The sequence below is a fragment of the Desulfurococcaceae archaeon MEX13E-LK6-19 genome, from assembly GCA_029637525.1.
In the GTDB taxonomy this organism is placed as follows: domain Archaea; phylum Thermoproteota; class Thermoprotei_A; order Sulfolobales; family Desulfurococcaceae; genus MEX13ELK6-19.
The window spans coordinates 671,830-697,589 of sequence record CP072660.1 but is presented as its reverse complement, the minus strand read 5'-3'; the positions used below and the strand labels follow the sequence as shown (position 1 = coordinate 697,589).

Annotated in this window: 24 protein-coding genes; 12 read left to right on the top strand and 12 right to left on the bottom strand. The window is 40.2% G+C overall.

All coding sequences use genetic code 11. From position 1 onward, the window contains the following. The first annotated feature begins 39 nt into the window (after nt 1-39). Complete coding sequence (locus J4526_03945) at nt 40-1,032, top strand: methionine synthase (GenBank protein ID WFO76007.1); 993 nt, start codon at nt 40-42, stop codon at nt 1,030-1,032. Here J4526_03945 and J4526_03940 read toward each other — a convergent pair. Continuing rightward, nucleotides 974-1,741 carry a 5,10-methylenetetrahydrofolate reductase gene (locus J4526_03940; GenBank protein ID WFO76006.1) on the bottom strand — a complete coding sequence of 256 codons (768 nt, stop codon included), beginning with the start codon at nt 1,739-1,741 and terminating at the stop codon, nt 974-976. The genes J4526_03945 and J4526_03940 overlap by 59 nt on opposite strands. Nucleotides 1,742-1,881: 140 nt before the next feature. Further along, complete coding sequence (locus tag J4526_03935; GenBank protein WFO76005.1) at nt 1,882-2,619, bottom strand: DUF72 domain-containing protein; 738 nt, start codon at nt 2,617-2,619, stop codon at nt 1,882-1,884. Between the two features lie 348 nt (nt 2,620-2,967). Here J4526_03935 and J4526_03930 point away from each other — a divergent pair, with 348 nt between their 5' ends. After that, entirely contained in the window at nt 2,968-3,564 is a 597-nt protein-coding gene (locus J4526_03930) for a DUF998 domain-containing protein (protein ID WFO76004.1), read from the top strand. A gap of 9 nt (nt 3,565-3,573) precedes the next feature. Here the strand turns inward: J4526_03930 and J4526_03925 are convergent, their stop codons facing one another. Continuing rightward, nucleotides 3,574-5,037 (bottom strand): tRNA uridine(34) 5-carboxymethylaminomethyl modification radical SAM/GNAT enzyme Elp3, encoded by a 1,464-nt coding sequence (locus tag J4526_03925; protein ID WFO76003.1) that lies wholly within the window; start codon nt 5,035-5,037, stop codon nt 3,574-3,576. A 198-nt stretch (nt 5,038-5,235) separates the two neighbouring features. On the opposite strand from J4526_03925, the gene J4526_03920 reads away from it, so the two are divergent. From J4526_03920 to J4526_03900, 5 genes are all read left to right on the top strand, one after another. Continuing rightward, complete coding sequence (locus J4526_03920) at nt 5,236-6,600, top strand: aspartate aminotransferase family protein (GenBank protein WFO76312.1); 1,365 nt, start codon at nt 5,236-5,238, stop codon at nt 6,598-6,600. A 71-nt stretch (nt 6,601-6,671) separates the two neighbouring features. After that, nucleotides 6,672-7,445, top strand: coding sequence for a SagB/ThcOx family dehydrogenase (locus tag J4526_03915; protein ID WFO76311.1), 774 nt, complete (start codon nt 6,672-6,674; stop codon nt 7,443-7,445). A 1-nt stretch (nt 7,446) separates the two neighbouring features. Continuing rightward, the gene (locus J4526_03910) at nt 7,447-7,803 is read left to right on the top strand and encodes a hypothetical protein (GenBank protein ID WFO76002.1); all 357 of its coding nucleotides are present in this window, start codon (nt 7,447-7,449) and stop codon (nt 7,801-7,803) included. 185 nt (nt 7,804-7,988) lie between these two features. Beyond that, nucleotides 7,989-8,744, top strand: a complete 756-nt coding sequence (locus tag J4526_03905; protein ID WFO76001.1) for an NTP transferase domain-containing protein — start codon at nt 7,989-7,991, stop codon at nt 8,742-8,744. Beyond that, entirely contained in the window at nt 8,717-9,376 is a 660-nt protein-coding gene (locus J4526_03900; GenBank protein WFO76000.1) for a CDP-alcohol phosphatidyltransferase family protein, read from the top strand. Before J4526_03905 ends, J4526_03900 begins: the two co-directional genes overlap by 28 nt. 30 nt (nt 9,377-9,406) lie before the next feature. Here the strand turns inward: J4526_03900 and J4526_03895 are convergent, their stop codons facing one another. Continuing rightward, nucleotides 9,407-10,453, bottom strand: a complete 1,047-nt coding sequence (locus J4526_03895; protein WFO75999.1) for a hypothetical protein — start codon at nt 10,451-10,453, stop codon at nt 9,407-9,409. Nucleotides 10,454-10,594: 141 nt separating this feature from the next. Between J4526_03895 and J4526_03890 the strand changes: the two genes are divergently transcribed. Then, complete coding sequence (locus J4526_03890; protein WFO75998.1) at nt 10,595-12,664, top strand: hypothetical protein; 2,070 nt, start codon at nt 10,595-10,597, stop codon at nt 12,662-12,664. Between the two features lie 25 nt (nt 12,665-12,689). Here the strand turns inward: J4526_03890 and cysC are convergent, their stop codons facing one another. Beyond that, nucleotides 12,690-13,232, bottom strand: a complete 543-nt coding sequence (cysC, locus tag J4526_03885; GenBank protein ID WFO75997.1) for an adenylyl-sulfate kinase — start codon at nt 13,230-13,232, stop codon at nt 12,690-12,692. 179 nt (nt 13,233-13,411) lie between these two features. On the opposite strand from cysC, the gene J4526_03880 reads away from it, so the two are divergent. Then, the gene (locus J4526_03880; GenBank protein ID WFO75996.1) at nt 13,412-16,012 is read left to right on the top strand and encodes a hypothetical protein; all 2,601 of its coding nucleotides are present in this window, start codon (nt 13,412-13,414) and stop codon (nt 16,010-16,012) included. 72 nt (nt 16,013-16,084) lie between these two features. Here J4526_03880 and J4526_03875 read toward each other — a convergent pair whose 3' ends face one another. After that, nucleotides 16,085-16,393: an MTH1187 family thiamine-binding protein gene (locus J4526_03875; protein ID WFO75995.1), complete on the bottom strand. Its 309-nt coding sequence runs from the start codon at nt 16,391-16,393 to the stop codon at nt 16,085-16,087. 91 nt (nt 16,394-16,484) lie between these two features. Here J4526_03875 and J4526_03870 point away from each other — a divergent pair, with 91 nt between their 5' ends. The 3 genes from J4526_03870 to J4526_03860 all read left to right on the top strand — a co-directional run bounded on the left by J4526_03870 (nt 16,485) and on the right by J4526_03860 (nt 18,274). Beyond that, nucleotides 16,485-16,793, top strand: a complete 309-nt coding sequence (locus J4526_03870; protein WFO75994.1) for a hypothetical protein — start codon at nt 16,485-16,487, stop codon at nt 16,791-16,793. Beyond that, nucleotides 16,774-17,502 (top strand): phosphoribosyltransferase, encoded by a 729-nt coding sequence (locus J4526_03865; protein WFO75993.1) that lies wholly within the window; start codon nt 16,774-16,776, stop codon nt 17,500-17,502. Before J4526_03870 ends, J4526_03865 begins: the two co-directional genes overlap by 20 nt. 343 nt (nt 17,503-17,845) lie before the next feature. Then, complete coding sequence (locus tag J4526_03860; protein WFO75992.1) at nt 17,846-18,274, top strand: hypothetical protein; 429 nt, start codon at nt 17,846-17,848, stop codon at nt 18,272-18,274. Nucleotides 18,275-18,492: 218 nt separating this feature from the next. Here J4526_03860 and J4526_03855 read toward each other — a convergent pair whose 3' ends face one another. The 6 genes from J4526_03855 to J4526_03830 form a co-directional block, all read right to left on the bottom strand. Next, nucleotides 18,493-19,452, bottom strand: a complete 960-nt coding sequence (locus J4526_03855; protein ID WFO75991.1) for a hypothetical protein — start codon at nt 19,450-19,452, stop codon at nt 18,493-18,495. 339 nt (nt 19,453-19,791) lie between these two features. Then, nucleotides 19,792-19,929 (bottom strand): hypothetical protein, encoded by a 138-nt coding sequence (locus J4526_03850; GenBank protein ID WFO75990.1) that lies wholly within the window; start codon nt 19,927-19,929, stop codon nt 19,792-19,794. 176 nt (nt 19,930-20,105) lie between these two features. Then, nucleotides 20,106-21,533, bottom strand: coding sequence for a sulfatase-like hydrolase/transferase (locus tag J4526_03845; GenBank protein ID WFO75989.1), 1,428 nt, complete (start codon nt 21,531-21,533; stop codon nt 20,106-20,108). A 139-nt stretch (nt 21,534-21,672) separates the two neighbouring features. Further along, the gene (locus J4526_03840; protein WFO75988.1) at nt 21,673-22,413 is read right to left on the bottom strand and encodes a class I SAM-dependent methyltransferase; all 741 of its coding nucleotides are present in this window, start codon (nt 22,411-22,413) and stop codon (nt 21,673-21,675) included. Between the two features lie 795 nt (nt 22,414-23,208). Further along, nucleotides 23,209-23,652 carry a hypothetical protein gene (locus J4526_03835; protein WFO75987.1) on the bottom strand — a complete coding sequence of 148 codons (444 nt, stop codon included), beginning with the start codon at nt 23,650-23,652 and terminating at the stop codon, nt 23,209-23,211. Between the two features lie 53 nt (nt 23,653-23,705). Next, on the bottom strand, nt 23,706-25,199 hold the full coding sequence (locus J4526_03830; protein ID WFO75986.1) for an oligosaccharide flippase family protein: 1,494 nt from the start codon (nt 25,197-25,199) through the stop codon (nt 23,706-23,708). Nucleotides 25,200-25,760: the final 561 nt, after the last annotated feature.

The following is a 25,760-nucleotide window of genomic DNA, read 5'->3' as shown; positions in this document are numbered from 1 at the left end:
TAGTACAATAGGACAGGTAATAATACTAGCTTCCGGAGGATGAACAGAGTCTTGGTAAGAGTGAGTCACGTCGGCAGTTTCCCTCTGGATTATAGTAGAGAGAACGTCTGTAGAGTGGCAAGAGATCTGTATAAGATAGGTGTTGATGCTCCTCCTTATCCGCAGATGAGGAGCTTCATCGATATATATCTTGAACCACTTGTTAAGACAGGTATTCTCACCAAGAAAGCAACTGGATTCTTTCTAAACATTAGTGTTGAAGAGCTTGCCGAAGTAAAGCCTCCTAGGCCAGAGATCCCTGAGGCAAGGGATCTCGTGGAATGTACTAGAGGAGAAGGTATAGTGTTTAAGTGGTATCGTGCACCAGTAACTGGCGTTTTCACACTAGCATCAAGAATCTATGTAGGAGATAGTATTGGTTTAGAAAACACTTTACTTCCAAGACTGAGCATTGTAATGAAGTTCTTTATAGAATACGTGAAATCTTTCATTAATTATCTAACGGGTCTAGGCTACAATATAGTATTTATTGATGAGCCTGTCCTAGGAGTTATTGTGGGTCGTAGGAGGATTCTTTATGGACTAAAAGATGACGATATCATTGACACTATAGACACCGTACTAAGTACATGGAGTGGCGAAGCTGGTATCCATGTTTGTGGTAGAGTGTCCAGTAAATTAGTCGAAATCCTTGCTATGTCAAATAAATTAAAGTTCCTTAACTTCGAATTCTATGACAACCCCAAGAACATTGAATCAATAAACAAGGATGTTCTCGAGAAATACGATAAAATTATTGCTCCGGGTGTAGCTAGTGCTAAGAAACCTGTTGTCGAGAACGTAGACGATATTCTTGGTGTATTGAAGAGAGTCTATGAGGTTTCTGGAAAGAGAATAGACTTGGTATCTGCCGACTGCGGCTTCGGAGGTCTAAAGAATGCTCTCGGAGACAACGAGGAGGAGTACAAAGTATCTATAAAGAAGCTTGAAAACATTGTTGCTGCTGTAAGGCTTTTCGAGAAACTAGTTTAGTTTCATAAGCTATTTCAAGCGACTTGATAAGCCCATCGAGGTCTAGAGGAGATGAAAACACTACACCATGTAGTAGATCTCTATACTCGCTAAGGAACCCTTGTAACTCGTTGAGAGGTATAGAAGGTTGTTTTATCTTCTCCAATATCTTCTTATTCTTTTCTGTTGACACTATGATGTAAGGGTATAGTTCTACACCCTGCTTCTCTGCTGCATCAAGAACTTTCATGTACTTTTCAATTGATTCCTTACTAAGCCTTAATACTAGGTAGAAGTCTGCACCAGAGTCTATCCTCTTAACAATGTCTTCGAAAGGATAGCGTAGGCTTATTATTGCTCCAATTTTTAGTTTAGGTACTTCTTTCTCAAGAAGCTTGATCGCGTCGATGGTGGTTATGTCTCTGACAATGACACCTGACCTAGGGATGTCTCCGTGAGTCAAAACAATACCATCAATACCATATAGTTGCGCTGCATATGCGAGGGATAGCAGGGCTGTACGATTCACGTCATAGAGCCTTATATGTGATATTACGCATTTACCTGTTACATTCTTCACATAGATACCCGTGGCAATAGAGTTTGGTGCGGGTATTCCTAAAGGAGATTCTGGAATATCAAAGCAATCAACATACTCTTTGACACTAGTTAGTATTGTCTCCAGTTCTCCTATTTCCTTTCTTGGCGCTAGCTCCACTAGTATTTTCAATCTCAGACCACTCTCCTCCCACAACATCCAGTTGATTTAAGCAATCTTATTCACTGAAAAGAGTAGATAAACCTATCGTACTACTAAGGACAATAAATGGAAAACAACTTAATTACAACCTAGATAACTATCTGGATGAGCTACGGAGCTCGTTTCTTCTTTCCTGAAATAAGTTCTTCAAGAATACTCTTTAATTCACGTGCGTTATCCAGCATATCATGGTCATTGTTGAAGAACACGTAGATCTTCTGTGCGTTAAGCCCAAGTATCTTCTTCGCTACATCAACTAGTTCTCCTGTCGAGTACCTGTGTGCATACCATAGTGTTCGCCCATGCATACGGAGGTAGACATAAGGTCCTGATTTAGCGTAGAACCTGTATTCTGGGGCGTCGACCGATACTACTGTTATCTCGTGTTCACGGGCTTTGTCAACCCATTCTCCAGAAAACCATGTATGGTGTCTCCACTCCAGTGCCGCCATCCACCCGAGGTCTAGTTTCGAGAAGAAATTGACTATTCTCTCCCAGTTATTCGGGAGAGCATTGAATGTGGGTGGGAGCTGGAATAAATAGAAGTCAAGTAGATTAAATTCTTCCAAAGGTTTAATGACTTCGCGTAGTTTGTTAAACCACTCTAGTGCTTGGGGAAGCCTTAGTCTATAGACATGGGTTACCCTCCTATGGACTTTAACCGCCCATCTTATGTTCTTTTCCCTACTGTATCTAAGCCATCCTATAACCATGCTTCTATATGGGATCCTATAGAAGCTGGCGTTGAGTTCAATAGCATTGAGATTAGATGATGAAGCATACCAACGGAATCCATCGGGGTTCCAGTCATAGCTCCAGCCACTGGTTCCCACGTAGATCTCTACCACTCTACACCAACCATATCCTACTATAATTACACTATCGAATAGATAATCTTTGCCTCTACACAATATAATTGTTTAATAAAAAGTATCGGTCGGCAAGACGGAGGTCTTCACCCGAGACCCCCGTCATCCGTCCAGGCCAGCATCCTCATCCCAAAGAATCTACGCCTAGGTGTTGTTCATCATCGCCCGCCACATAGTCAGCATCGGCCGTTCTCTGCACCAACTATTGTTTTGTATCTAAACCCTTTTTAACTAAGCTTATATAATGAAGTGCCCTGGCTATTTTATTCCAGGGAAAATATTAGCTGTAAATACAGAGGTTTACCGTGTAGTACACGGTGGATAAGAATGAATGTTTTTGGTTTAGGTAAAGACGATGGGTTCTGGGAGAAAGCATTTGCTGCGACTGGTTTACTTGGCCCACTATCTGCTTTCATGAGTATCTCTATAGCAATAGCCTATAGTCCCTGGTTTAGCTGGTCCCGTAACGCCTTGAGTGATCTTGGTCATTCTACTCGTAGTGGTGTTGCCCCCATATTCAACTTCGGGTTAACGCTCGCTGGGGTACTGATAATAATTTATTGTGTAACGCATCTCTACAGGAAAACCGTTAGCTCATGGTTTATAATGACTATGTCCGGGTTCTTCTTGATACTCATAGCTGTATTTGATGAAGTCTACGGGAAACTACACTTCATAGTCTCTCTTCTATTCTTCCTAACTGGTACACTTGGAAGCCTAGTGTTTTACCTAGAGAAAAAGAATCCTCTCGCCATAACTGGCTTCTTTATAAGTGCTTGTGTATGGATTTTCTACTACTACATACCCAAAATAGTTGATGTAGGCATAAGTGTTGGCATATCCGTACCAGAATTCATATCAAGTATAGCTATATCAGCTTGGCTTATGTGGGAATCTCTAGAAGACCTTGTTAAACACCACTGAAGCAAAAGACTAGCCAACAAGATCTTTATGCATGTAAGGGCTATTGCTGGGTCTATAGTAGCCATGTTTCCTATAGTACTCACGTACCCCTATACCTGATAACACCAGTATTTTCTTCATACCATACTCTTCTCTCGCAATCCTTTCTGCTTCCCTCAAGAGCTTAGAGCCCCATCCTTGATGCTGCCATTCAAACAATGGTTTCTCTCCAACAGGTACCTGAGGTCCGTAGATATGGAGTTCTCTTATGATAGCCGTCCTCCCGTCTATCTCGGGCCTATGTGCTTTCTCGCTGGGTATCCTTAGCCTCAGGAACCCTATGATAATATTGTTCACAGTGTCCTCCACGGCTAGGAACTCTTCTATACCCTTGCTTGCCTCGTATGTTGTCCTTGTTATCCTCGTGTACTTGGGGTCTGGTAGCTTATTGAATTTCCATAGCTGCCGCCCTACTTCGCGGAACCTGATCTCGTTTATAGTGACCCCTTTCTCTAGACACCGTTTCTCAACGAGCTCCCTTAAGTTACCCTTCTTGGGGCCTGCTTCTATGATTGTGGCTGGTATATCCCTCTGGATCCTCATTACCCTAACGTATTTGGGTATGTACCTGTACATCTCCGAGATCAGCTCAATTGCTTCCTCGTCGCTCAAAGGCTTGTACTTGCCTTCACGCCACCACTCATAGAGAACTGTCCCCTTGACTACTACTGTCGGGTATATCTTCAGCATGTCAGGCCTGTAGTCGGGGTCTTCGAAAATCGTCTTGATCATTTCAAGATCCTTGTCCGGATCGCTTCCGGGGAGACCAGGCATGATATGGTATACTACTTTAAAGCCAGAATCCTTCAGTATCCTGGTGGCCTCAATAGTGTCCTTGACTGTATGTCCTCTCCTAACCTTCATTAATATGTCATCGTATATTGTCTGGACACCTATCTCTACCTTGGTTGCACCAAGGTAGAGCATCCAGTCAGCATGTTCTTCTCTAGCCCAGTCTGGACGAGTCTCTATAGTAAGGCCTATACACCTGATTCTCGCTGTCTCGTTCCTCAACTGGGCTTCCTGAAGAGAAACAGGCTCCTGTGGCTTAGGCTCGGGGTACCTGTTCATAGCCTCAAGAGCCATAGCAATAAACCATTCCTGGTAGTCACGAGGCATAGCAGTAAACGTGCCGCCCATGATTATCAGTTCTACTTTAGATGGCTTGTGGCCCAAGTACTCGTATTGCTTGAGCCTAACTCTAACCTGCTCGTAGGGATCGAATCCTACTCTCTGTGCCCTCATGAGCGCTGGTTCTTCACCAATATAGCTCTGTGGAGTACCAAACTCTGGTCCACCAGGACAATAAATACACTTGCCATGAGGGCATGGATAGGGTTTCGACATAATAGCAACTATGGTTACGCCAGAGAGTGTTCTAGAGGGTCTCTTCCTAGATGCTAGTAGTTGCTTAGCTTCAACAATACTCTGCATACACTCTACCCTAAACACTCTTCCCTCATACACTATGTTCTCAAAACCGTTTATAGTTTCATGTAAGCAACTACTTTATCTCTATTTAACTTATCCTCGATCATCCAGGTTATTGTTATATTTGTGGGATTACAAGATTATTAATGTCATAGATAATCTCTTGGTGTTCTTGTCTTGAAGCTTGATTTGGTTAAACGTATTACAAGCAAGAATGTTTCTAAAAGTCTTGAAACCGCTGTAGAGTACGAGAAGTATGTTACTGTGAGTTATGCTTTCAAGTACTTCCCTATAGCTGTTGCTCGCGCCAAGGGCGCGAGGATCTGGGATAAAGATGGTAATGAGTATATTGATTTCTTGTCTAGTGCTGCTACATACAATATTGGGCACACGAATGATGTTGTCATCGAGGCTGTCAGGAAGCAGCTCGAAAAATTCATTCATTATTGCCTCTACTTGTATCATGACCCTGCTGTTGAGCTAGCCAAACTCCTCGTGGAGATCACGCCGGGTGGTTTCACTAAGAAAGTGTCTTTCGGTCTCTCCGGTGGCGATGCATGTGATACTGCTTTGAAGGCATCACTACTCTACACGAAGAGGAAGTACATAGGCTCATACACTTACTCATACCATGGTACAACCTATCTGGCGTTATCCGTCTCGGCATCGTTCAGTCCAGAGCTCAGGATGAAGCTGAATGCCTATCCCTACGTGTACTTCTTCGAGTACCCCGATACATACCGTTGCCCGTTGAGAGACGCTTCCCCCGAGGAGTGTGGTGAATACTATCTCAGCGAGATCGATGATGTTTTCCGCAAGAAAATCAACGGCGAGTCCTTTGCCGCACTAATGTTTGAACCCGTTCAGGGTGATGGAGGGGTTCTCGTCCCGCCGAAGAATTATGTTGAGGGTATTAGGAAGATCACTCGTGAGTACGGTATAGTGTTTATTGACGATGAGATACAGACCGGTATGGGTAGGACGGGCAAGTTATTTGCTATAGAACACTTCGGCGTCGAACCAGACCTTATAGTGCTCGGTAAGGCTCTCGGCGGCGGAATGCCCGTGTCAGCAGTCGTGGGAAAAGCAGAGATCCTGGACTCCGGTACACCACAATCATTCTTCGCTACAAGCGGTGCTCACGCCGTATCTGTTGCAGCAGCTATCGCCACCATCAAGTATGTGCAGGAGAATAACCTGGCTAAACGTGCTATGGAGCTTGGTGACTACGCTATGAAGAGGCTTAACGAGCTCAAGGAGAAGTACGAGGTTATAGGCGATGTACGGGGCTTGGGTCTCATGCTCGGCGTGGATATAGTGAAGAACAAGGATACCAAGGAGCCTGATAGGAAGACCGCTATAAAGATCATATGGAGAGCTTGGGAGAAAGGATTACTGATGATGACTTATGGCAAGTACGGCAACGTGCTAAGGATCGCTCCACCACTGGTTATAACAAGGGAAGAACTCGACAAAGCCATCGACATAATAGATGAGTCTATACGCGATGTCCTAGCAGGCAAGGTGGGCGATGAAGTACTTAACGTGCTGAGGGCTTGGGAGTGATTTTTTCCTTTAAACACGTGTTCACGGGGGTGGTGTCAAGTTGTTTCACTCTACGTAAAATCGCATGGTTTATGTCTATAGCATTCACATTATTTATTGTACTATATTCACTCCAACTAGCTTTGTGGCATCCTTCACAACAAGTTGGTGAGGTGGTTGTAGTGGATAACGAGATCCTCCTTCCCCTGCCTAGGAAGACTACAAGTATGGTTGTTGAGGAAGCTATTCTCCACAGAAGAAGTATACGTGACTACACTGGTGAACCGATTACAATAGAGCAGCTCTCAATGATCCTGTGGGCCGCCCAGGGTATAACTAATACTCAGTGGAGATTCCGTGCTGCACCCAGTGCTGGTGCCACGTATCCTCTTGAAATCTATGTTGTGGTTGGAGAGAATAGTGTTCTCGTCGGGAACAACACGTTCCTTGAGGCAGGCGTCTATAAGTATGATGTCTATAGACATAGTCTCGTGCTCGTCAAGAAGGGTGACTATAGGGCAGAGCTTGCGAGGGCAGCTCTTGACCAGCGTTGGGTGCGTGAAGCGGCTGTCAACATAGTTATCTGTGCTGTCTACGAGAGGACGACGAGCCGTTATGGCGAGAGAGGTATAAGGTATGTCCACATGGAGGTTGGCCATGTGGGGCAGAACATATACTTGATGGCGACAGCACTGGGGCTGGGAACAGTTGCCGTAGGTGCTTTCTTCGATGACCATGTAGCAGACATAATCAATGCCGAGCCGGACGAACACCCACTATACATAATGCCCATCGGCGTGCCCGCGAGACCATATGTGATAAGCTTCGAGGAGATAAATAGTTTCTACGAGTCTATGAGGAGATAAAATGGCCTCGAAGAGCTTCCCCAAAATAATGTTTTTACTCATAGAAACAACATCGCTACCCCTACTAGTACTAGCGATACTAATGATTATCAGCGGCTACGCTCTAGTATACCCTCATGTAATATCCGGCCTCACGTTCGGAGCCATGAACTATAGTACGGCACATAGAATACACACAGACCCATTGATCAGGTCTAGTTTCGCTATACTAGCATTACTACACTCGCTAGCAGGAACATTCCTACTAATAGAGAAGCACGTGAAAAACAAGACACTGAAGAGTACACTAGAGTTCATAGCAATGACGATGTTGTTATACTTGCTACTAATCATTATAATGGCCGAGTTATTCGCATAATAGTCTAACACACTAAGGCAACTAATACATTAACACACTATGTTGAAAATAGTGGTATTGCTCCACCAATGTTTCTCTAGGTATTTCTTTTCACTCCAATTAGACAGATTATTGTGTTTCTTTTACTCTTTCTCCAATACACTTATTTATTTTGTTTAATTGTATAGTTTTGAGGGGTTTTGGTCATGATTAATGAAGCTGTAGTGCTTGCTGCTGGTTTGAGTAAGAGGTTTCGTCGTGATACTGGTGTCTACAAGGTTTTCGCTGATCTAGACGGGTTTCCCCTCATAGCTTATCCTGTTATTAGCCTGGTTTCCTCCGGTATTGAGAGAATTATTGTTGTGGTCAATCATGTTTATGGGAATAAGGTCGTGAATGTCATAGAGGATATTGTACATAACAAGCTTGGCTTGGACACCGATATAGCTTATGTGGTTAATACCAGGCCAGAGCTTGGCAATGGGTATAGTCTCTATTTGGCGCTACCATTACTTCATACCAACAGGTTTATTGTTAGTATGTCAGACCATGTCTACACACCAAGCATCATAGACGCTCTGAAGAAGAGTTTGAGTACTGTTCTTGGAGGCGATTCCACGCCAAAATACATTGATGTAAATGAGGCGACTAGGATACAAGTGGAAGACGAGTGTGTTGTCCGTGTCGGGAAGAATATTACCCCATACAAATACGTAGACATAGGAGTACATGTTCTAGAGAAAACACTCCCCTTCAATGAATGCCTTAAGGAGCCCTACGAGTTCTCACAATTACTCACCTGTTTTGCCTCAAAGAGAGTGATACGTGTGGTTGATGTAAAGGGTAGTCCATGGGCTGACGTTGATACCTATGACGAGTACATAAGGTTAACCAAGGGGTCTTCCCGGATCGTTATAGAGGAGGTGAAGAAGGAGTGGAGAATGAGAGGAATAAGGATATAGTCGTTGTGAAGGGAAAACCCCTAGACGGTCCTGTGTCAAGGTATATCAATAGGAGGATTTCAACGAGGATAACAAAGTTCATAGTAGAACACAAACTCCCGTTGACGCCGAACATGGTTTCATGGATTGCCTTCACAATGGCACTAGCATGCCTACCACTCTATAGTCTAGGCTACATTATTGTCGCTGGCATACTAGCACAGTTGTCGTCAATAATAGATGGTGTTGACGGAGAACTAGCCAGGGCGCTTGGGAAAGCATCCAAGAAAGGAGGCTTCCTAGACACAATGCTTGATAGATACGCTGACTTGGCTATACTACTTGGTGTAACAGCCTATGTTCTACAACACAACTCACTCATCCCGTGGGCACTAGTAGCACTACTGGCACTCTCTGGAGACCACTTGGTAAGCTACATCCACACGAGAGCACCATATGACTTCAAGATACATCCAGCTCAAGTAGGTCCACTTGATAGCCTGGCTTCAAGAGATGTAAGAATATTCATAGTATTCCTGGGAAGCCTTGTGGGACTACTAGAATACACGCTAGTAGCGTTGGCCGTACTGACACACGTGTATATAGTAGTCAAGACCGCGACAATACTGTCACTGAAGACTGTTGAGAGATAGAAAGGTATGGTTTTGTTAAATGGTCTGGGTTTACAAGGCGTGTGTTAGTATTGTTTTCTTTATTTTGTCTATTACTTCCTCGCTACAAGTGTTTTGGCATGATACTACGAATACGTGGTCTTTTCCTCCGACGTAGAGTTTTTGTTTCTTTAGTTCCTCAAGTACTTGTCTTAGATTGTACTTGTAGCTTCTAACGTAAACGTATTCTGTGTTTAGAGCCGGTATTTTGTGCCGCAGCATTATTATCCTGTCCTTGTTCATGTAGGCTAGTTGCCGGCCTATACTTGATGTTATATACATGTTTTTGTTAATCGAGTAGACTATTATCTGGCCGAGTATCTCTATAGGCTTGATGTTATTGATGATACTGTTGTTTTCTTCTTCAACAAGGTTCTTCTTCTCCTCGAGAACACCATCCTTTAGAATACCATGCACACCTTGTTCTTCAAGCAGATTCCTCGCGTAATCTATGCACTCTCTATCCAATAGCTTGTAGCACGAATCGATCTTTTTCACGGCTTCATAGAAGTCTCTCAGCGTTAACCCATGCTTTTCCGCCACTTCGAGAACCCATTTCACAGACCAATGATCCTCGCGGACACCACCTAGATCACCAATAATCCCGAGAGCCACTAGATCGTCTACATTCTCCAGCTTAATGAACTCGTGTATAACCCAGGTTGTCGACGGGTAATCTAGCTCACTTAGACCACATGCAACAGGATTACATGAATAATCAGTACAAACATTAGTTACATGATGGTCTATAACATAGACTCTAGAACTAACAACACTACCTATTTTATCAATCTCGCTGACGGGCAATCCATAATCCAAGATAATTACCACATCGGGCTCTCGACTTGAGAGGAGATTGACATCTATTGCTCTGAAGTCATAGAACCCTATTTCCGGCACCATAAAGTATTTTTCAGCATTACATAGTATCTTTGAGAATATCGCAGCTGATGATACTCCATCACTATCCCAGTGGTGAATAATAATTACCTTAGTTACTTTCTTTAGATCTCTTACAATATTGAGGCAAGTACTCTTGACCTTGTCTAGAACTCTCATGTGTTTCTGCACCCGTCTAAACCTTGTCTTGTTAGTGTGTCTACTGTTTTATTAGCCCTGTATAGTATGTCATACTAAGTTATTAGAGTGTATACATATACATTTGGGTATACACTCTTTCCCCCTAGAAGGTGTTCTCTAATGTTCTTACTAGGACTCTTAAAGAAATACAGGATCCTTTTAGGGATACTTGGTCTACTATGCTTCAACATGATTATATACGTGTTATTGCATCTACGTACACAATATGATCTCGTTAAAGTCGATTACCTCATATGGGCTACATTCATACTCATTACAGCAGCTGTTATATGCGATTTACATGAATACCGTAGGTACACTATTGCCTCAACAGTTATGCTCGACGTAGTCGCACTAGTACTGGTATCCTTGGCACGTATTATACCATTAATTCAAGTAATATTCACATGTGTAAATTGCCCACTCATAGGAGGCGGGGTGTCAAACACAAGGTTCCTAGTAATAATACTTCCACTACTAGGACCAGGTACTGTCATCGCGACTGGCACTCTACTACTTCATAAAATACGCCATGGGCCGGTTATTCTAGGAGAGGTAAAGTACACTTTAGATGATCTATATCTATTTATACAAAACCTATTGATAAAGATCACAGACTATATGGCTAAACACGTAATTATTACAGGATTCATAGTAGGGTTCTTAATAAGGATCGTGCCGGAGATCATGTGGTGGCCTTGGCCAATAGGATGTGACACAATAGAGTATATAGCCCACCTACGAGACTTCACGGTAAACCCGAATCCATTTGTAGCACACTACTGGATAGCAAGCATGAGAAATATACCGCCATTACTTAATATGATTTTATACCCCTTCACGTTCATAGCCGATCCTTGGTGGATCTTCAAGTTTTACCCACCAATAGCCTATGGACTACTAGTAGCCGTAATGGGATACTCAGTAAAGACCCTAACAAAGACAAATAAAAACATACTATTAGCGGTTATACTTGTCTCTGCACTTCACATACTCAACCTCAAGATCTCCTATGAAGTACACCGACAACTACTGGCAACAATACTATTCATACCAGCGTTAACACTTCTAGAACAATATAAAGACTCTCTTGACACACGCAAACACTATCTGATCGCAGTACTCTTCCTGCTTTCAGCATTAGCACATGAAATGATGGCTGTGCTCTCATTTATAGTCCTATCATTATTCATATTAACAAAAATATATTACTACAAGGAGAATATGAGGAAGATTACAAGCATAATTGCTATATATGCTGGTATAGCTATTGCATCACTTTATCTTGTGTCATGGTATATAGGCTGGTACCCGGGTGGTCGACAATGGATAAACCCTGTTCTCCAAACACCTAAGTTGCCTGGAACTGGTGTGTATAGAGAACCAAGCAATGTAGCAAGTGATGTTTTAGCATATGTAATTATAACTTATGGTCTATTAATGCCTCTGCTTTTCCTGGCTTTTGAAAGATATCTTATGAGGTTAAAGTATTACATGACGGTGCCATTGATCCTTTTATTAGCCGGTATATCACCGATCTTAATGTCTTATACAGCTGCTGCCTCATGGCATAGAATGTTTATAGGTGCAGCACCATTCATAGTACCATTTGCCACATCTTGCATTAATATATATAAAAAGAAGCTCTTTGCATTGCTATACATTATAGTCTTAATAATGCCAGGATTCTTTATGGCACTACATCCGCAAGGCTGGATTTATGATAGGAAGTATATAGAGCCTCTTGAAAACATGCCTGAAACATTAGCACCATTCCCCTCATCAGAACCTTACCTTCAAGACCTCCTTCAATTGAGCAAAAATGTCTCAAGGTTAAACCGTAGTATACCAATTGTTATAGCTCGAACAACTATCAGATGGGTACATCTTGAACTTAGAAATCCTGATCCTAGAATGATTATTGTTACTTATAATCCTACATTAGTCCATGTATGCAGGATAATGACTAGACTCAATACTACAAAAGCTTATTTAATATCGCCTGCAGATGGCGGTACCCTTTTAAGGCATTTCAGAAACTACTTGAATAACACAAAGGCAAGAAATGAAACCGTAGTTTGTGGACCATATACGGATAATGTATCGTTTAACTTGACTCTCGTAAGAAATGGTATCTACAAAATATATCTTGTAACCATCGAAAATCCTGCTGGCGAGAATAAAGGATAATGTTCCTGGAATACTATCTTGTGGTCTATAGGTAGCTCTTTATTTTCTCCATAACTTTTTTCACATTCTCTTCAATAGTATTATGCTCGGTATCTACTATGAGATCAGGATTCTCAGGCTCTTCGTATGGATCGCTTATTCCCGTGAAATGAGGTATCTCTCCTCTTAATGCTTTCTTATACAAGCCTTTGGGGTCTCTTCTAATGCATTCTTCTAGACTACATTTGACGTAGACCTCGATGAATGGTACTTCTTCCTCGATTATCTCTCGTATTTCTTTACGTACACTCCTGTATGGTGAGACAAAACTACAGAGTACTATAACTCCGTTTCTAGCTAGTAAACGGGCTATCCATGCCACGCGTAGTAAGTGTCTACGCCGCTCCTCTCTCGTAAACCCAGCATCAGGATTGATCGTCTTCCTAACCCAGTCTCCATCAAGAAGCTCTACACGATAGCCTTCTTTCCTAAGTTTCTCCATAACACCCTTGGCTATTGTTGTTTTACCGCTTCCTGAGAGCCCTGTAAACCATACTACAAATCCTTTCTCAAGACATTTCAGCTGCATTACCCAGCACCCTGTTTTCTATTGGTTATACCATGTTGTAGGGAGAATAAAATAGTATTGCTCTACTACATCGATTTGTTATACATTTATTCTCGAGTTTTTATTACCGTGTTAGTGTTTTTCGACCTGGTGTTTTTTAGTCATAGATTTCTAATAAGATTAAATAGAGCGTGGTTTATATGGTGTTTAAGCATGTCAAAGCATTGTCTCCAATCATTGCTGTATTGCTACTCATTGTTATTGCTGCCGCGAGTTCTGTCATGTTGTATGTGTTCATGTCTGGTTATATGAGTAGGGAACTTAGTAAAGCTCAGCCTATTACCCCTGAGCCTATTGATAAAGTTAGGGTTGTTAGTGCTTATTTCGACAAGGTTTCTGATCCATATCTTCTACACGTAATTATTCTTAGTACTGCTGATTCTAATGTTACAATACATTACGTACGTTTACTAGAGCCTTTCACTTCAATAGATCTCTTTTATGAGCTTGAGGAACCTGTTGTACTTAAGCCCGGGGAAATGCGTATGGTTACTGTTCTTGTCCCGGATAGTGATTATGAGAAGATTTCCGGGAAACCAGTTTATGTATATGCTGGTGGTCTCCAGGGTTTGTCTCCCCCACGTTATGTCCGCCCAGTACTCATGAACGTGTTTAGAGTTTATCTTATCTACATACCTGATGTTCCGGGTAGCTGGGGCGTTCCCTATTATGTTTACAATTATCTTAATGAGAAAGCCTTGGTTATAACTATTGATTCTTGGGATAAACTAGAGGATCTTATCCGTAATCCTCCTGAGGATGCTATTGTTATTAATGCTCACGATGAAGTAGTACCCATACCTCCCTCTTGGAATGGTACATGGTATGATTACTTGAGGAACATAGGTAAGAACATAAGGGATCACGGATGGATCTGGGTTTCGATACGTGGTTACCCGTTCTTCTACGTTGACAACGGGTCTAGTAGGTATACTGTAGGCGATAAAGGGTTTAGTATTGTGGCTTCTTGTGTAGGTGGATCGGCTGTTTTTTGGAGCGACAGATATGGTGTTCTTTCAGCCTACGCATCAGATCTTGTAGACGAGGTATACTACTATACGGGACTTTCTCTCCCTGATGCAGTGAATGCCTCTCGTCAATCAACATTGGTTAGTGGTTTAGAGCCTGCTTATGTGTTTTACAGTTATAGAAGTGGATCAAATACTTTCTATGCTTCTGCTGCATATCGGTTGGGCAAGGGATTTATTATAGTTAATGGCTTGTCGGGTTCAGGCGAGATGTCTGATGATGTAGTTGCAAAGATAGCTGTTGCTACAGCACTCTACACTGCCATGAAGAAACCTGGTGTCACGAGGCCTCCAACTGCTCCTCTTGGTACACATGTATACCTGGTTGGCATCCCTTCTGTTCCTGCCTCTTGGATTGGTAGCGACGAGAACTTGTCTACAGCCCCTGGTTTACTGGAAGAATACGTTGATGCCATTGATTATTTGTCTGGTATTCTAGGATTTAATTATAGTATTATTGACTCTCTCGATGCGTTTAAGACACTGTTGCTTCAGCCACGAGATAACATTACTGTCGTCAATCTCCACGGCGAGCTTGTTCCATCGCCTCCAACATGGTATAGTAATGGGTCTAGTTTCTATACTATACACATGTTTGATAATCAGAGCGTAGTCGAGCTCCATACATTCGCTGACCACGAGTTTACATTGTATACTAATATATTTAGTTACGCACGTAGTAGTGATGCTCTAAGAGTAAGGATTGCTATATCACCTTTGGCGCCAGTCCATTCCTTCGGCATAGGTTTTATCACACGCCCACCAATAAACAATACTGATGTACGTGTTTTTACAAGCGAACTAAGGCTTCCAAATAATGATCTACACAACAATATCGATCTTGTAGTATGGTATAACGGTAGAGTAATGGCTGAGGGTCTTGGTGTTCCATATATTAATCCTCATAGCTGGTATGTCATGGAGCTCACTATATATGATAACAATACATTGAAGGTAGCATTATTTAATGAAACAGGCTCCCTTATAGCATACCATGAAGGCGTTATTGACCCAGGGTCTCTAGATTACAGAGATATAACGTACTTGTCTCTTGGAATATGGGGTGTTCCCAGCGGCTGGGATGCATCTTATGTTGTAAAGTACCTTGAGTTCCAGATATACCGTGGCGGGAAATGGAGACTAGTATTCAATGCTACTCCAAGCAACTGGGATTCAATAGACTGGAGTGTCTACGGGATACCGGGCACTGGGTATAGATGGAGGTCTCTCTACGCTACTATAGCATGGAATATATGGAGGCATAGATGGAACTGGTGTAGTCTTAAAGGCTATCCATTCTATTATGTTGGAGACGGCATCCATGGAGTAAACGGGAAATATATTGTTGGAGAAAATGGATGGGCCTGGTTAAAGTATCTTCTAGAGATCCCTGTAGACGATCTACAGATAAGCTACATGGATAATGGAAGCCCTAGCGAGTACCCAACACAACCGGATTATACTAAAAAATACAAACTACTATATCCGCCCAAGTGGATTCCTGGAGAATACTTGCCTCGCCCTACATCATATAGTCAGTTACCTAGACTTCAAGTCTACTATCTAGACCAGGGAGAACAATACACTTCAGTATTCATTATAGAAACTAGGAGCAGCTCCCTAGTTGTTTCAACTCTTGGAGGAGATTATGTACTAGACCATGTAGCATTAACTACATCACTAACCATAATACTATACCAGCAAAACATATAGCAAACCATAGGGGTCTTCATACTCTCTTATATTCTCAATAAAATATCAGTATAATGTTTTGACGGAGTATACTTATTTTCCGGTTAGTATCTTGTCTACCTTATTCTTCATGATCTCTAGCGTTAGTTCTTTGTCACGCCTATCATCTATTTTTATTACCGTGACCATCCTGTTTACGCCCATAGACATGATCTTATTGTGTACTTCAGCTATGATCTTGAGTCCTTCATTAACGTCTTTTGCTTCAATGATCGTGGATTCTGGTGTCATCATGAATTTTACGTTCTTTTCCTTGAGGGTTTTGGCTACTTCACTGACGTACCTAGAGATACTAGTTCCTTCACCAAGTGGTACTATATAGAATGATATGAGGACACCCATGTATTTTCACACCATAGGTAATACTGTATAAGAGGGCCTAGTTATAACTATCTACGTAGGAACATACTACGCTGTAGAGGCTTGATCGTCTATGTTTGCTGGTATTGTCATAGGTGTCATAGGTTTTATTCTCGGTGCATTGATTGCTTATCTTCTTGGTGTTCGGAGTAAGGCTGGCTTGCTTATTGCTGGTGTGCTTGGAGCAGTGTTTGCCCCTATACTTATAGTATTGATTACATTAGTGATCTTCATAGTATTGATCACCATCATATTGTTCATAGTGTTCCTTCTAGTCATAGTATTCAAGATCATACCGTTACCCATACGAGGTGCATGGCATGCACTGTTCCTTACAGGAAGTCTAGAGAAGGTGCTGTTCTGTGGGCTCACTTATTGTTAATGAGAAATACTTTAACAATCATTTCGTTTTTAAGGATAGATTTGATGCTGGCAAGAAGCTTGGTGAGTGGCTTCGTGATAACAATGTCAGCGTTGATGTAGTGTATGCTATCCCTTCTGGAGGAGTCCCCGTGGGATATATGGTTGCCAAGATTCTTTGTTCTAGGCTTGACGTCCTTGTATGCAGGAAGCTTTTGATCCCGTGGAATACTGAGGCTGGTTTTGGTGCTGTGGATCCTGATGGGAACTATTTTGTTGACAGGGAACTCGCTCTATACCTTGGTTTAACCGAGGAAGATATCAGGAGGGCTGTCGAGAAGCAGGTCTTGGAGATAGAGAGAAGGATTGTTGTTTTTCGTGGCAGCAAGGACTATGGGGGTATTAGTGGGAAGCGTATCCTCCTTGTAGACGACGGTATAGCAGCTGGATACACTATGATGGCTGCACTAGGTTTCGTTAAAAAGAAGGAGCCTAAGGAGGTAATAGTGGCTGTACCAACATGCCATCTTGAAGCGGCTAGGAGACTGCAAGAACACGCCGATAAAATATATTGTTTAAACCCTAGAGAGGAAACACCATATGCTGTGGCAGATGCATACATTAAATGGCATGATTTATCCGAGGGAGAAGTACTAGAGGTACTCTATAAAGCATGGAAAGAAAGAATACTAGCCTACGATATTGAAACAAATTCCAGTAGCTGCTGTTAGTCTTGTATCTTAGTGTTTTACACCAATGTTTCATGGATATTATTTCTAATTGAACTGTATAAGTGCTACTCTACGCAAAATGCTTTTCGATTTGGAATCTCATTAACAGGGAGAAGAGCCAGGTTCTTGGAAAAGTTTTTTCTTTATCTGTATAGTCTTTTGAGAAAAGGAAATTAAGCTAGAAGAAGTTGTTACTAGTATTAATTGACAAATGACGTATTATCCCTACTTGTTATCATTACTATTACATGTACATAGAATAGTTACTTCTATGTACTCCCTCTATAATTATATTATCTTGTCGCTGTGGGTGTGTGGGTCGGTGCTACCTCGGGTTCTTGAAGTGGTGTATAGATTTCGTATCTTCCTTGTTAGTCTTGGACTTGGTTTGCTAGTTTTCTTGTTTGCTGCATTCTTGTATGATGCTGCTGATCTCGTTGTTGCCGACTACATTATCTGGTGTTCTACAGTACTCATAGCACTTCCTACAGCACTCGAGCTCTATGTCTACAAGATCGAGTACAGTGTATCTACGACGTTATCTCTCGACGTCCTAGGACTTACATATGTCGTTGTCAGCAGAAGTGTCTCATTAGCCCATAGCTATATTACACACCACTACACACTCACCATAGGCCATGGTATAGTCGATACGAACACACTAGCATATGTTTTGGCGACACAGATAGTAGGAGCAGCTCTAGCCATAATAGCGGTCACTATACATATGAAGAAGAAGCGCCCACTGAGCCTACACGAGCTACTACCATAGAAACCAAGAAAAAGAACAAACAAGAGCAAACAAAATAGTTAATACCATTAGCTTAAAAGACTTGATCAAAAACATGAATACATGAAGAAAGATTGTCCATCCCATCCTATATTAAGGTAATCGAGCCTTAACTAATTCTTGGTAAAGAGAAGTCTTATACTGGCTCCCTAGGAGATTTAGTACTCAAATATACGCGAATAATCCATGTACTCCTGTTGTTATTTTTGTTCTCGTGTTATTAGTTGGAATGCTTTGTCGTGTTTTCCGAATATTTCATAGAACCTGTTGGTGTAGGTTTCTGCTATTGTCTTAATGTTTTCTGCTATTTTCTGCATGGTTTCCTGATCTGTGCTTAGGTCTAGTGGTGCTGGCTCATAGTAGTCTACCCCCTTAATAAGCGCTGTCGCAAAGTACCATAGTGTTTTCACTATCTTTCTCCCCTTGACTGGCTTGTAGTCTGCTCCCGCCGAGGAGTATGAGCAATGTAGCACATAGATCCTGTCTATGGGGACTCCTTTGTCTAGCGCTTCTCTTCTTTCGGGTCTAACCTTGTCTAGGTCTACTATGTGGTACCCGTGCCTCGTTTCCTCGTGAACAGGGATGGCGACTCCGTATAGCCTCCTTATAGCAGGGTCGTAGACTAGGATCCCTGTGCCGCCAACAATATAGGCACTATCATTCCTTAACTCTACGATCGTGTTCTCTGTAGTGAGAGGCACAAATCCTCTATCTAGGGCCAAGGCTGTCAAGGTACTCTTCCCAGTATGTGGGTAGCCCAGAAGCATAACAGCCTCTCCGTTATCGTTCATGAAGGAGACAGCATCAGTAAAGACTATCTTGCCTCGTCTAGCGTACTGCCTAGCCAGTACCTGGAGGATAAAGAAGTATGGTGACTCATTTACGTAGGGTGCAGGTGGGGCAGAAACAATACTATATATATCTACACCATCACCGGAATAAAGCCCATAGGACTCTACCTTAAACCCTTTGTCGGCAAGCTTCCACTCAACCCGGGCGCCAACAAAAACACCTTCAGGTCTACTAGACTCTATCGTGAAAGACGGTATATATCGGCCGGCAAAAGAGGATTCAAAACCCTTTACAACATCGGCATCACTATTATCCACAACAACTTCTATACCAACATCACTAGAGACAATATAGAGCAAACCAGCCACAGCAGCCACACCATAGAAAAACCACACAATGAAACAAAATAATAATTACTATCTCGATCCAAATAAATTTATTCCTTAACTCATAGCCTCTACATGATTCTACAAGAAACAACTCCTTAATTTTATTCTAAGAATTTTATACTAGGTGTTTGTATGTCTAAGCGTACTACTGTTATTCTTGATAACAACGATTATGAAAAGAAGATGTAGTCTAAAACACGTGATACTCTATTTCGCCACTAGTTATCTTCTGCTTATACATCTTGATGGAATAACCATAGGTCTTATGACATATTACACTAGGGTTGGGGATTAGAGCATCTATGGATTCATTTTTGGCTATGCCACTATGTATTTTTCATTAAACATTTTACAGTTAATCCTAAGCCGCTCATTGAAAATAAGTACTAGATTAATATTACGTTTCTCAAGATCTAGTCTACTAAAATACTCGACAATAGCACGAATCATAAGCATATAATATACATAATCACCTATAAACACTTCCAAAAGAAACAAACCAAGGTAATAGGATCTTGCTTAACTGTTTTATCTACCACACAAATAAAGCGATAAGTAACATATTTACGCTGATACACAAACAGAATAAAAGCTATTCATGTAATAAGCCAAAAGTTTTAGCTTGAGGAATATTAATGTGAGAAAATCCTCGAGGCAATAAGTCTTGTCTTGAATTTGAGGAAGACTTTTGAGAACTTTCTTTCAAGACGCCTAACAAGATCCTTCTCTTCATTAACTATATTTATCATCTCATTAGGATCTTTCTTAAGATCATATAGCTCCTTTATTCCACCATGGACTCTAAGGCAGTACCTACATATGGCATCCTTCATATTTAGCGCTTTAATGAACTTATAGTTTCCAATTTTTATTCCTAGTTTTGCTTCTGTAAAAGTTTCAAGAAATATTACTGGCTCCTCCTGTCTAGGGTCATAATCTAGTATATTGAGAAGATTGTATTTATTTACGATCATACTCTTTTCTACGTTTGCAAGCTCTAAAATCGTAGGAGCTATATCATTATGTAATGCAACACCTTTAGCTTTACTGCTACCAATGGGCTCGTAATAAAATATCAACGGTATACGCAAACTAACCTCATAGAGACCATGGTGATCAAAGTAAATTCCATGTTCACCGAGCGATTCACCATGATCAGCAGTCACAATAATTGCAATCTCGTCCAGAAGACCATTATATTCAAGAAACTTAATAAGTCTGCCAAGTTCCTTGTCAATAAATAGAAGAGCAGCATAATAAGCTAACACCACATCAGATACTTTAGTATATCCTGCCTCACTAAACCATGTTGCTAAATATTCCCGCCAATACGGATTACCTATAGTCTTAAGTACACGATCTAAAGGTAGATCTTTAACACCATAAGGTAGTAGTACGCTTTTTAATGCCTTTAATTGTTTGAAGAATTGCTTAGATGCATAGTAAGGACTATGTGTACTCCAATAGTGAATCATTATGAAGAACTTTCTTTTTCTATACAACGCATATACAAGATATCTTAATGCTAAATCCGTGACTATACCAGGATTTCTTAGCAAAGTACTCAAGGACACAAAATTCTTTCCTAAAAGTACTTGCTTTAATACTCTCTCAATACCATCATATCCTTCTCTAATAACATTTTTAACTAATAAAGTAATTTTTCCAGAGAAAGATGAAAGCAAAGGATCGTGCACTGAAGAGTATAGGTTGAACCATCTAAGAAACCACCTCTCTAGAAAGTCTATAGCTACATTAAACCACCCTCTCTTAGCTAAAACTTCAGTCATCGAAGGAGTGTTCAAGGCCTTAGCATATTCGTGAGGACTAACTTTAGGCCCATGGTTTATGATCCCATGCTCAAGAGGATGTAAACCTGTTAGAATGGTTGTCAACGATGGATCTGTAGCATTAGTCAAAGAATACGCCCTATCAAATGTTATCCCCCTCGACACTATATAAGCAAGATTATTCAGTAAACCAAGTTCCAAAGCACGTTTAAATGACTCATACCTTAAAGCATCCATAACAATAAGAATTACGCCTCTCAGTTTACTCATAAAAACCACCAATTTTTAAGACTAAGTAACATACCCATCACATAATATTTAGTACGAGACAGTAGGAAGCTTATATAAGTAACTGAGCTATAAGGCAAACAACCAATTAGCATAGCCTTATAATATCATTAATTTTCTTCTATTCCTTATATATTAAGCCTATTCCATAGCCTCCTTGTCTCCAATCTTTCACAATCTCGATGTATCGATATCTCTTCTTAATTTCACGCCAAAACCTTGGGACACCACCTACATTCTCTGGAGGTCCAGGCACTATATCGTGAAGTGCTATTATTCCATTATCTCTAACTAAAGGAACATACATATTAAAGTCTTTCTTTACACCCTCATATGTATGATCACCGTCTATAAATAGGAAATCTAGTTTGTTTCCGCGAAGAACATTCTTGACGATCTCAAGTGTTCTTATATCATGTGAGTCAGCTCTTATAAGATATAACTTTTGTGAGACTTTTCTAAATGATTTATATAATGGTATTCTCCACCGAGGATAGCCTCCACCAAAATTTCCTCCCGGCAAATCTACACTTATGATCGTGGCATCATCCGAGGCCAACATGCACCATAGGAATAACGTTCCACCATTAGCAGTACCGATCTCCATTACGTATCTAGGTCTAAGCTTTGCAAAAATTTTGGCCAACTTGACTATTTCTTCATAAATCTGCGCGGGTTTTATCGTTATGGAGGGCAAAGGCGGAAACTTATAATTGAACTCGAATGCTAACTTGACGATACATTCTACATTATTTTGGCAACTATGTGCCAGACGAGATAGCTTACGAGCAGCCAGCCTAGAAACAACTATGTAACGATAAAAATTTACGGCAAACCTTAGGAACTTAGCAGCATACCTCATGCCGAGGACCCGACCCCTTGTATATCCTATTTATTGATTTTGATTTATTTAATAATTTAGCGTTTCCTACAACAACAGGGTATAAATATTAGTTTTAGATTTTAAGAGTTATCTTCCGTAATAACTATAATAACTATAAGTGTTTTTGTGTTGTTTTTATTACGAGTATAATAAAATATAGTTCCCTAAGAAGTACGGAAACATATACAAGTTATCTTTATAACATGTATATGATAATTATAATGAATAGTGAAGGTCTTTATTCTAGAGTTCTTTAGTTTAAAATAACTATCGATTTCTGCCTTAAATTACTAATTTACAGTTTTACAGTTTCTGTCTCATAATTAATTAGTAAATAAGAGTACCAATTAAAACATTTAAAAATATTCTTTGTTCATAGAATATAATTTAATTACTTAAAATTAAAATAAGTATTATAAGAAATATTAACTTTATACCTAACTAGTATACACATCAGAAACAAACAACGATGCTCTTGAAATTTTTATCATGAATTATCTTAGATGTCATTATTTCGATCCATAAAGATAATGGTATCTTGTACAATAAAATGATTTTGTTTTTTCAACTGCCTCACGTATGTACACTGCAAACTTGATGGCATTTGAACATCTAAGTTCCTTAGCAAGCGTAATTGATTTTTTAGATAATTACTTCTTTACGGTAACATAATCATTTATGTATAAATTCTTTCCTTGTAAATAGCTTGTGCTATACTTACTAAAGCTTTAGCATATTTCTCCAGAGACGGAATTTCAACTCCATTATAGTTAGCTATTCTCTTATGCTCGAGAAGACTTTCTCATCAAGATATATTATTTCGCCTATAGTAGAATTTACATAAACATTTATAATTACTCCACACAAACTCATGATTATACAGTAAGGTTCATGAACTACTATATTTGAACCAAGATTTTTAAGTTTAGAAACCACTTGTGCTATATGATTTCGATTAACAAGAATGTCTATATCAGATGATACATAAACAATAGGCTTAACAAGTTTAAAGAACATGTAATCTAAATCCTTAAGCTCACGTGAGATCCTCTCTACCATACTCACAGCTTTACCAAGTCTTTTTTTCTTCATTACTTGCTTAACAAGAATGCTAGCAATAGTATGTGTACCCCTAAGCCACGCAATTCTTGCCTTGACACCTCTGTAATTGAATAACTGGAACAGCTCTCTTGCAAGAGCAGTTTTTACCAGAACCATCGGGTCCGAAGAAGCAAATTATTTTGTTTGTCACGATTCTCAGTCCATATAATTTAATCTTCTTTAAATAAAATATCAATTAATGGTTTAAACTTATAATATAGCCAAATTGTTTTTTCCCTACTAAGAAAGGCTTGAGATACCTCTTTAAGATCGTTTCTTGTAATGATTCCAAATAAGGAGTATCCAATGGAACATACTATCAGGATTAAAATTCCGCTAATATACCATGGCACATTATTAATGTAGGCTAAAAGTGTAGAAACTAAAGGGATACTATATATTAATATGAGATCTCGAAAACCTATGTAGAAACTTATTCTACGAGCAATAACCAACGCCGTGATAAAACCAGTGAAAGCGCCAAAAACAAATGAAACAGCCGCACCAAGTCCACCATACAGGGGAACAAGTATATAGTAAAGAATGATTCTAGGAATGTTAGCACCCAAACCTAATATTAATACTAGCCTATAATACCCATAAGCATATATAAGACTGTTAATACATGAATTCACGATCATCAATAATGAAGGAAGCAAAAGTACGGATAATATGAGAGAGGCCTTAACATACTCTTCACCAAGCAACGCCAAGGGTAAGTATGAGTAAAACATGAGGAATACGGCTAGGGGAGACATGAGCGCAGCACTAACTCTAAGTACTCGACTAGCTGCCCTCTTCCTACCATCACTCATACCAGATAGAACTGGAAGTAGTAAACGAAGCATGCTAGTAGCAATCATTAGAACTACACTTGCTATAGCAAAAGCAACGTAGTAATAACCAGTCTCGACAGCCCCAGCAACACTGAAAACGACAAGCACGCCAAGCCACTTACCAAACAAGCCAATAACCTTAGGTAACCAAGAAGCAAACCCAGCAATTAGAATACTACGAAGAGCGTTAAGGGAAAACATAAACCTCCTAATAATATGTTTAAGAGAAAATACAAAACCGATAATTAATCCCACAAAACTGGAACACATATAACCTAAAACAGCACCAATCCAACCCCAACCAAATAAGACAAGACCAGTACCAACAATAAACTTTAAAATATTACCCACAATAGTTGCTAGGAAGTAGATATCGGTTCTCAGAAGAGAGATTATTAAAGCATTGATACAGATACTAATATTAAATAAGATAAATATGCTACTGAACATTAACATTAAAGGAGTTAAGCCGCTAAACCCGTAGCCTAAGAGAGATAAGGAAAAAATACATAGAAACGCTAAACAGTAGATGAGTAAGGTGTAAAAGAAGGCGCTCCAAAAATATTGAGAAAGCCTTATCTTGTCATTTCTACCAATAGCCATACCATAGAATCTCTGAACACCCACATCAATACCTATGTTCAACAAACCAGCAACTAGAGATGCAAAACTAACAACGGCACTAACAACACCAACAACGCCAGGACCAGCAATAACTGAAATAACCATCCAGTACAGGAAACCAGACAAATTATTAACAACACCGCTAACATAAAGCCAGAAACCACCACGAACAATTCTACCCACACTAACTTCTTCTGCTCTCAAGGTTTCCAACACCCAACATATGTTCTTCAATGATGATATACCTATTTGCAAGTATTTAATTACTTTATACTTCAATAAACGTATTTACTCTTACAAGTCAAAGAATTATTTAAAATTTGGAAGATCTCATAACAGAAGAACTATTAAATGCAAAATGGGTTTATTAAGCAAATTATATGCTCAATTGTACCTCCTCTATAATGGTAGACAATAACATTTAAGGCAATACCTACTCTGAACATATGCTTAATGGCTCCATGACAAAAGTCAACCCTATCATAGTACACTCCATAACCTTCATTAAAATCCTTCAAGAGAGCAAATATATAACTGACAATAATAAGGGCTATTCAATGTACTGAACGCAAGTAAATCACGTCTTTGGTTCCCTTCTTAATACGTCTTAAGCCCTCATAGTCCAAGATTATAGGTATACTTTTATCATCACTCTTAATAGTATCTCAGAGATTATACTTCTTCGACTTCACCTCATATACTAGGGTAAAGCCACGTAAAGATTATGCCGACTCACAGCTCCAATTAATAACCTTAACTCACTCT

What these genes read in the sequence shown, in the direction of transcription:
- J4526_03925 (WFO76003.1), bottom strand. Translation starts at nt 5,037, where the DNA reads ATGCAGAGTATTGTTGAAGCTAAGCAACTACTAGCATCTAGGAAGAGA.
- cysC (WFO75997.1), bottom strand. Translation starts at nt 13,232, where the DNA reads ATGCAGCTGAAATGTCTTGAGAAAGGATTTGTAGTATGGTTTACAGGG.
- J4526_03890 (WFO75998.1), top strand. Translation starts at nt 10,595, where the DNA reads ATGTTCTTACTAGGACTCTTAAAGAAATACAGGATCCTTTTAGGGATA.
- J4526_03850 (WFO75990.1), bottom strand. Translation starts at nt 19,929, where the DNA reads ATGCTTATGATTCGTGCTATTGTCGAGTATTTTAGTAGACTAGATCTT.
- J4526_03875 (WFO75995.1), bottom strand. Translation starts at nt 16,393, where the DNA reads ATGGGTGTCCTCATATCATTCTATATAGTACCACTTGGTGAAGGAACT.
- J4526_03870 (WFO75994.1), top strand. Translation starts at nt 16,485, where the DNA reads ATGTTTGCTGGTATTGTCATAGGTGTCATAGGTTTTATTCTCGGTGCA.
- J4526_03835 (WFO75987.1), bottom strand. Translation starts at nt 23,652, where the DNA reads ATGGTTCTGGTAAAAACTGCTCTTGCAAGAGAGCTGTTCCAGTTATTC.
- J4526_03945 (WFO76007.1), top strand. Translation starts at nt 40, where the DNA reads ATGAACAGAGTCTTGGTAAGAGTGAGTCACGTCGGCAGTTTCCCTCTG.
- J4526_03840 (WFO75988.1), bottom strand. Translation starts at nt 22,413, where the DNA reads ATGAGGTATGCTGCTAAGTTCCTAAGGTTTGCCGTAAATTTTTATCGT.
- J4526_03910 (WFO76002.1), top strand. Translation starts at nt 7,447, where the DNA reads ATGGCCTCGAAGAGCTTCCCCAAAATAATGTTTTTACTCATAGAAACA.
- J4526_03845 (WFO75989.1), bottom strand. Translation starts at nt 21,533, where the DNA reads ATGAGTAAACTGAGAGGCGTAATTCTTATTGTTATGGATGCTTTAAGG.
- J4526_03880 (WFO75996.1), top strand. Translation starts at nt 13,412, where the DNA reads ATGGTGTTTAAGCATGTCAAAGCATTGTCTCCAATCATTGCTGTATTG.
- J4526_03930 (WFO76004.1), top strand. Translation starts at nt 2,968, where the DNA reads ATGAATGTTTTTGGTTTAGGTAAAGACGATGGGTTCTGGGAGAAAGCA.
- J4526_03915 (WFO76311.1), top strand. Translation starts at nt 6,672, where the DNA reads ATGTCTATAGCATTCACATTATTTATTGTACTATATTCACTCCAACTA.
- J4526_03905 (WFO76001.1), top strand. Translation starts at nt 7,989, where the DNA reads ATGATTAATGAAGCTGTAGTGCTTGCTGCTGGTTTGAGTAAGAGGTTT.
- J4526_03895 (WFO75999.1), bottom strand. Translation starts at nt 10,453, where the DNA reads ATGAGAGTTCTAGACAAGGTCAAGAGTACTTGCCTCAATATTGTAAGA.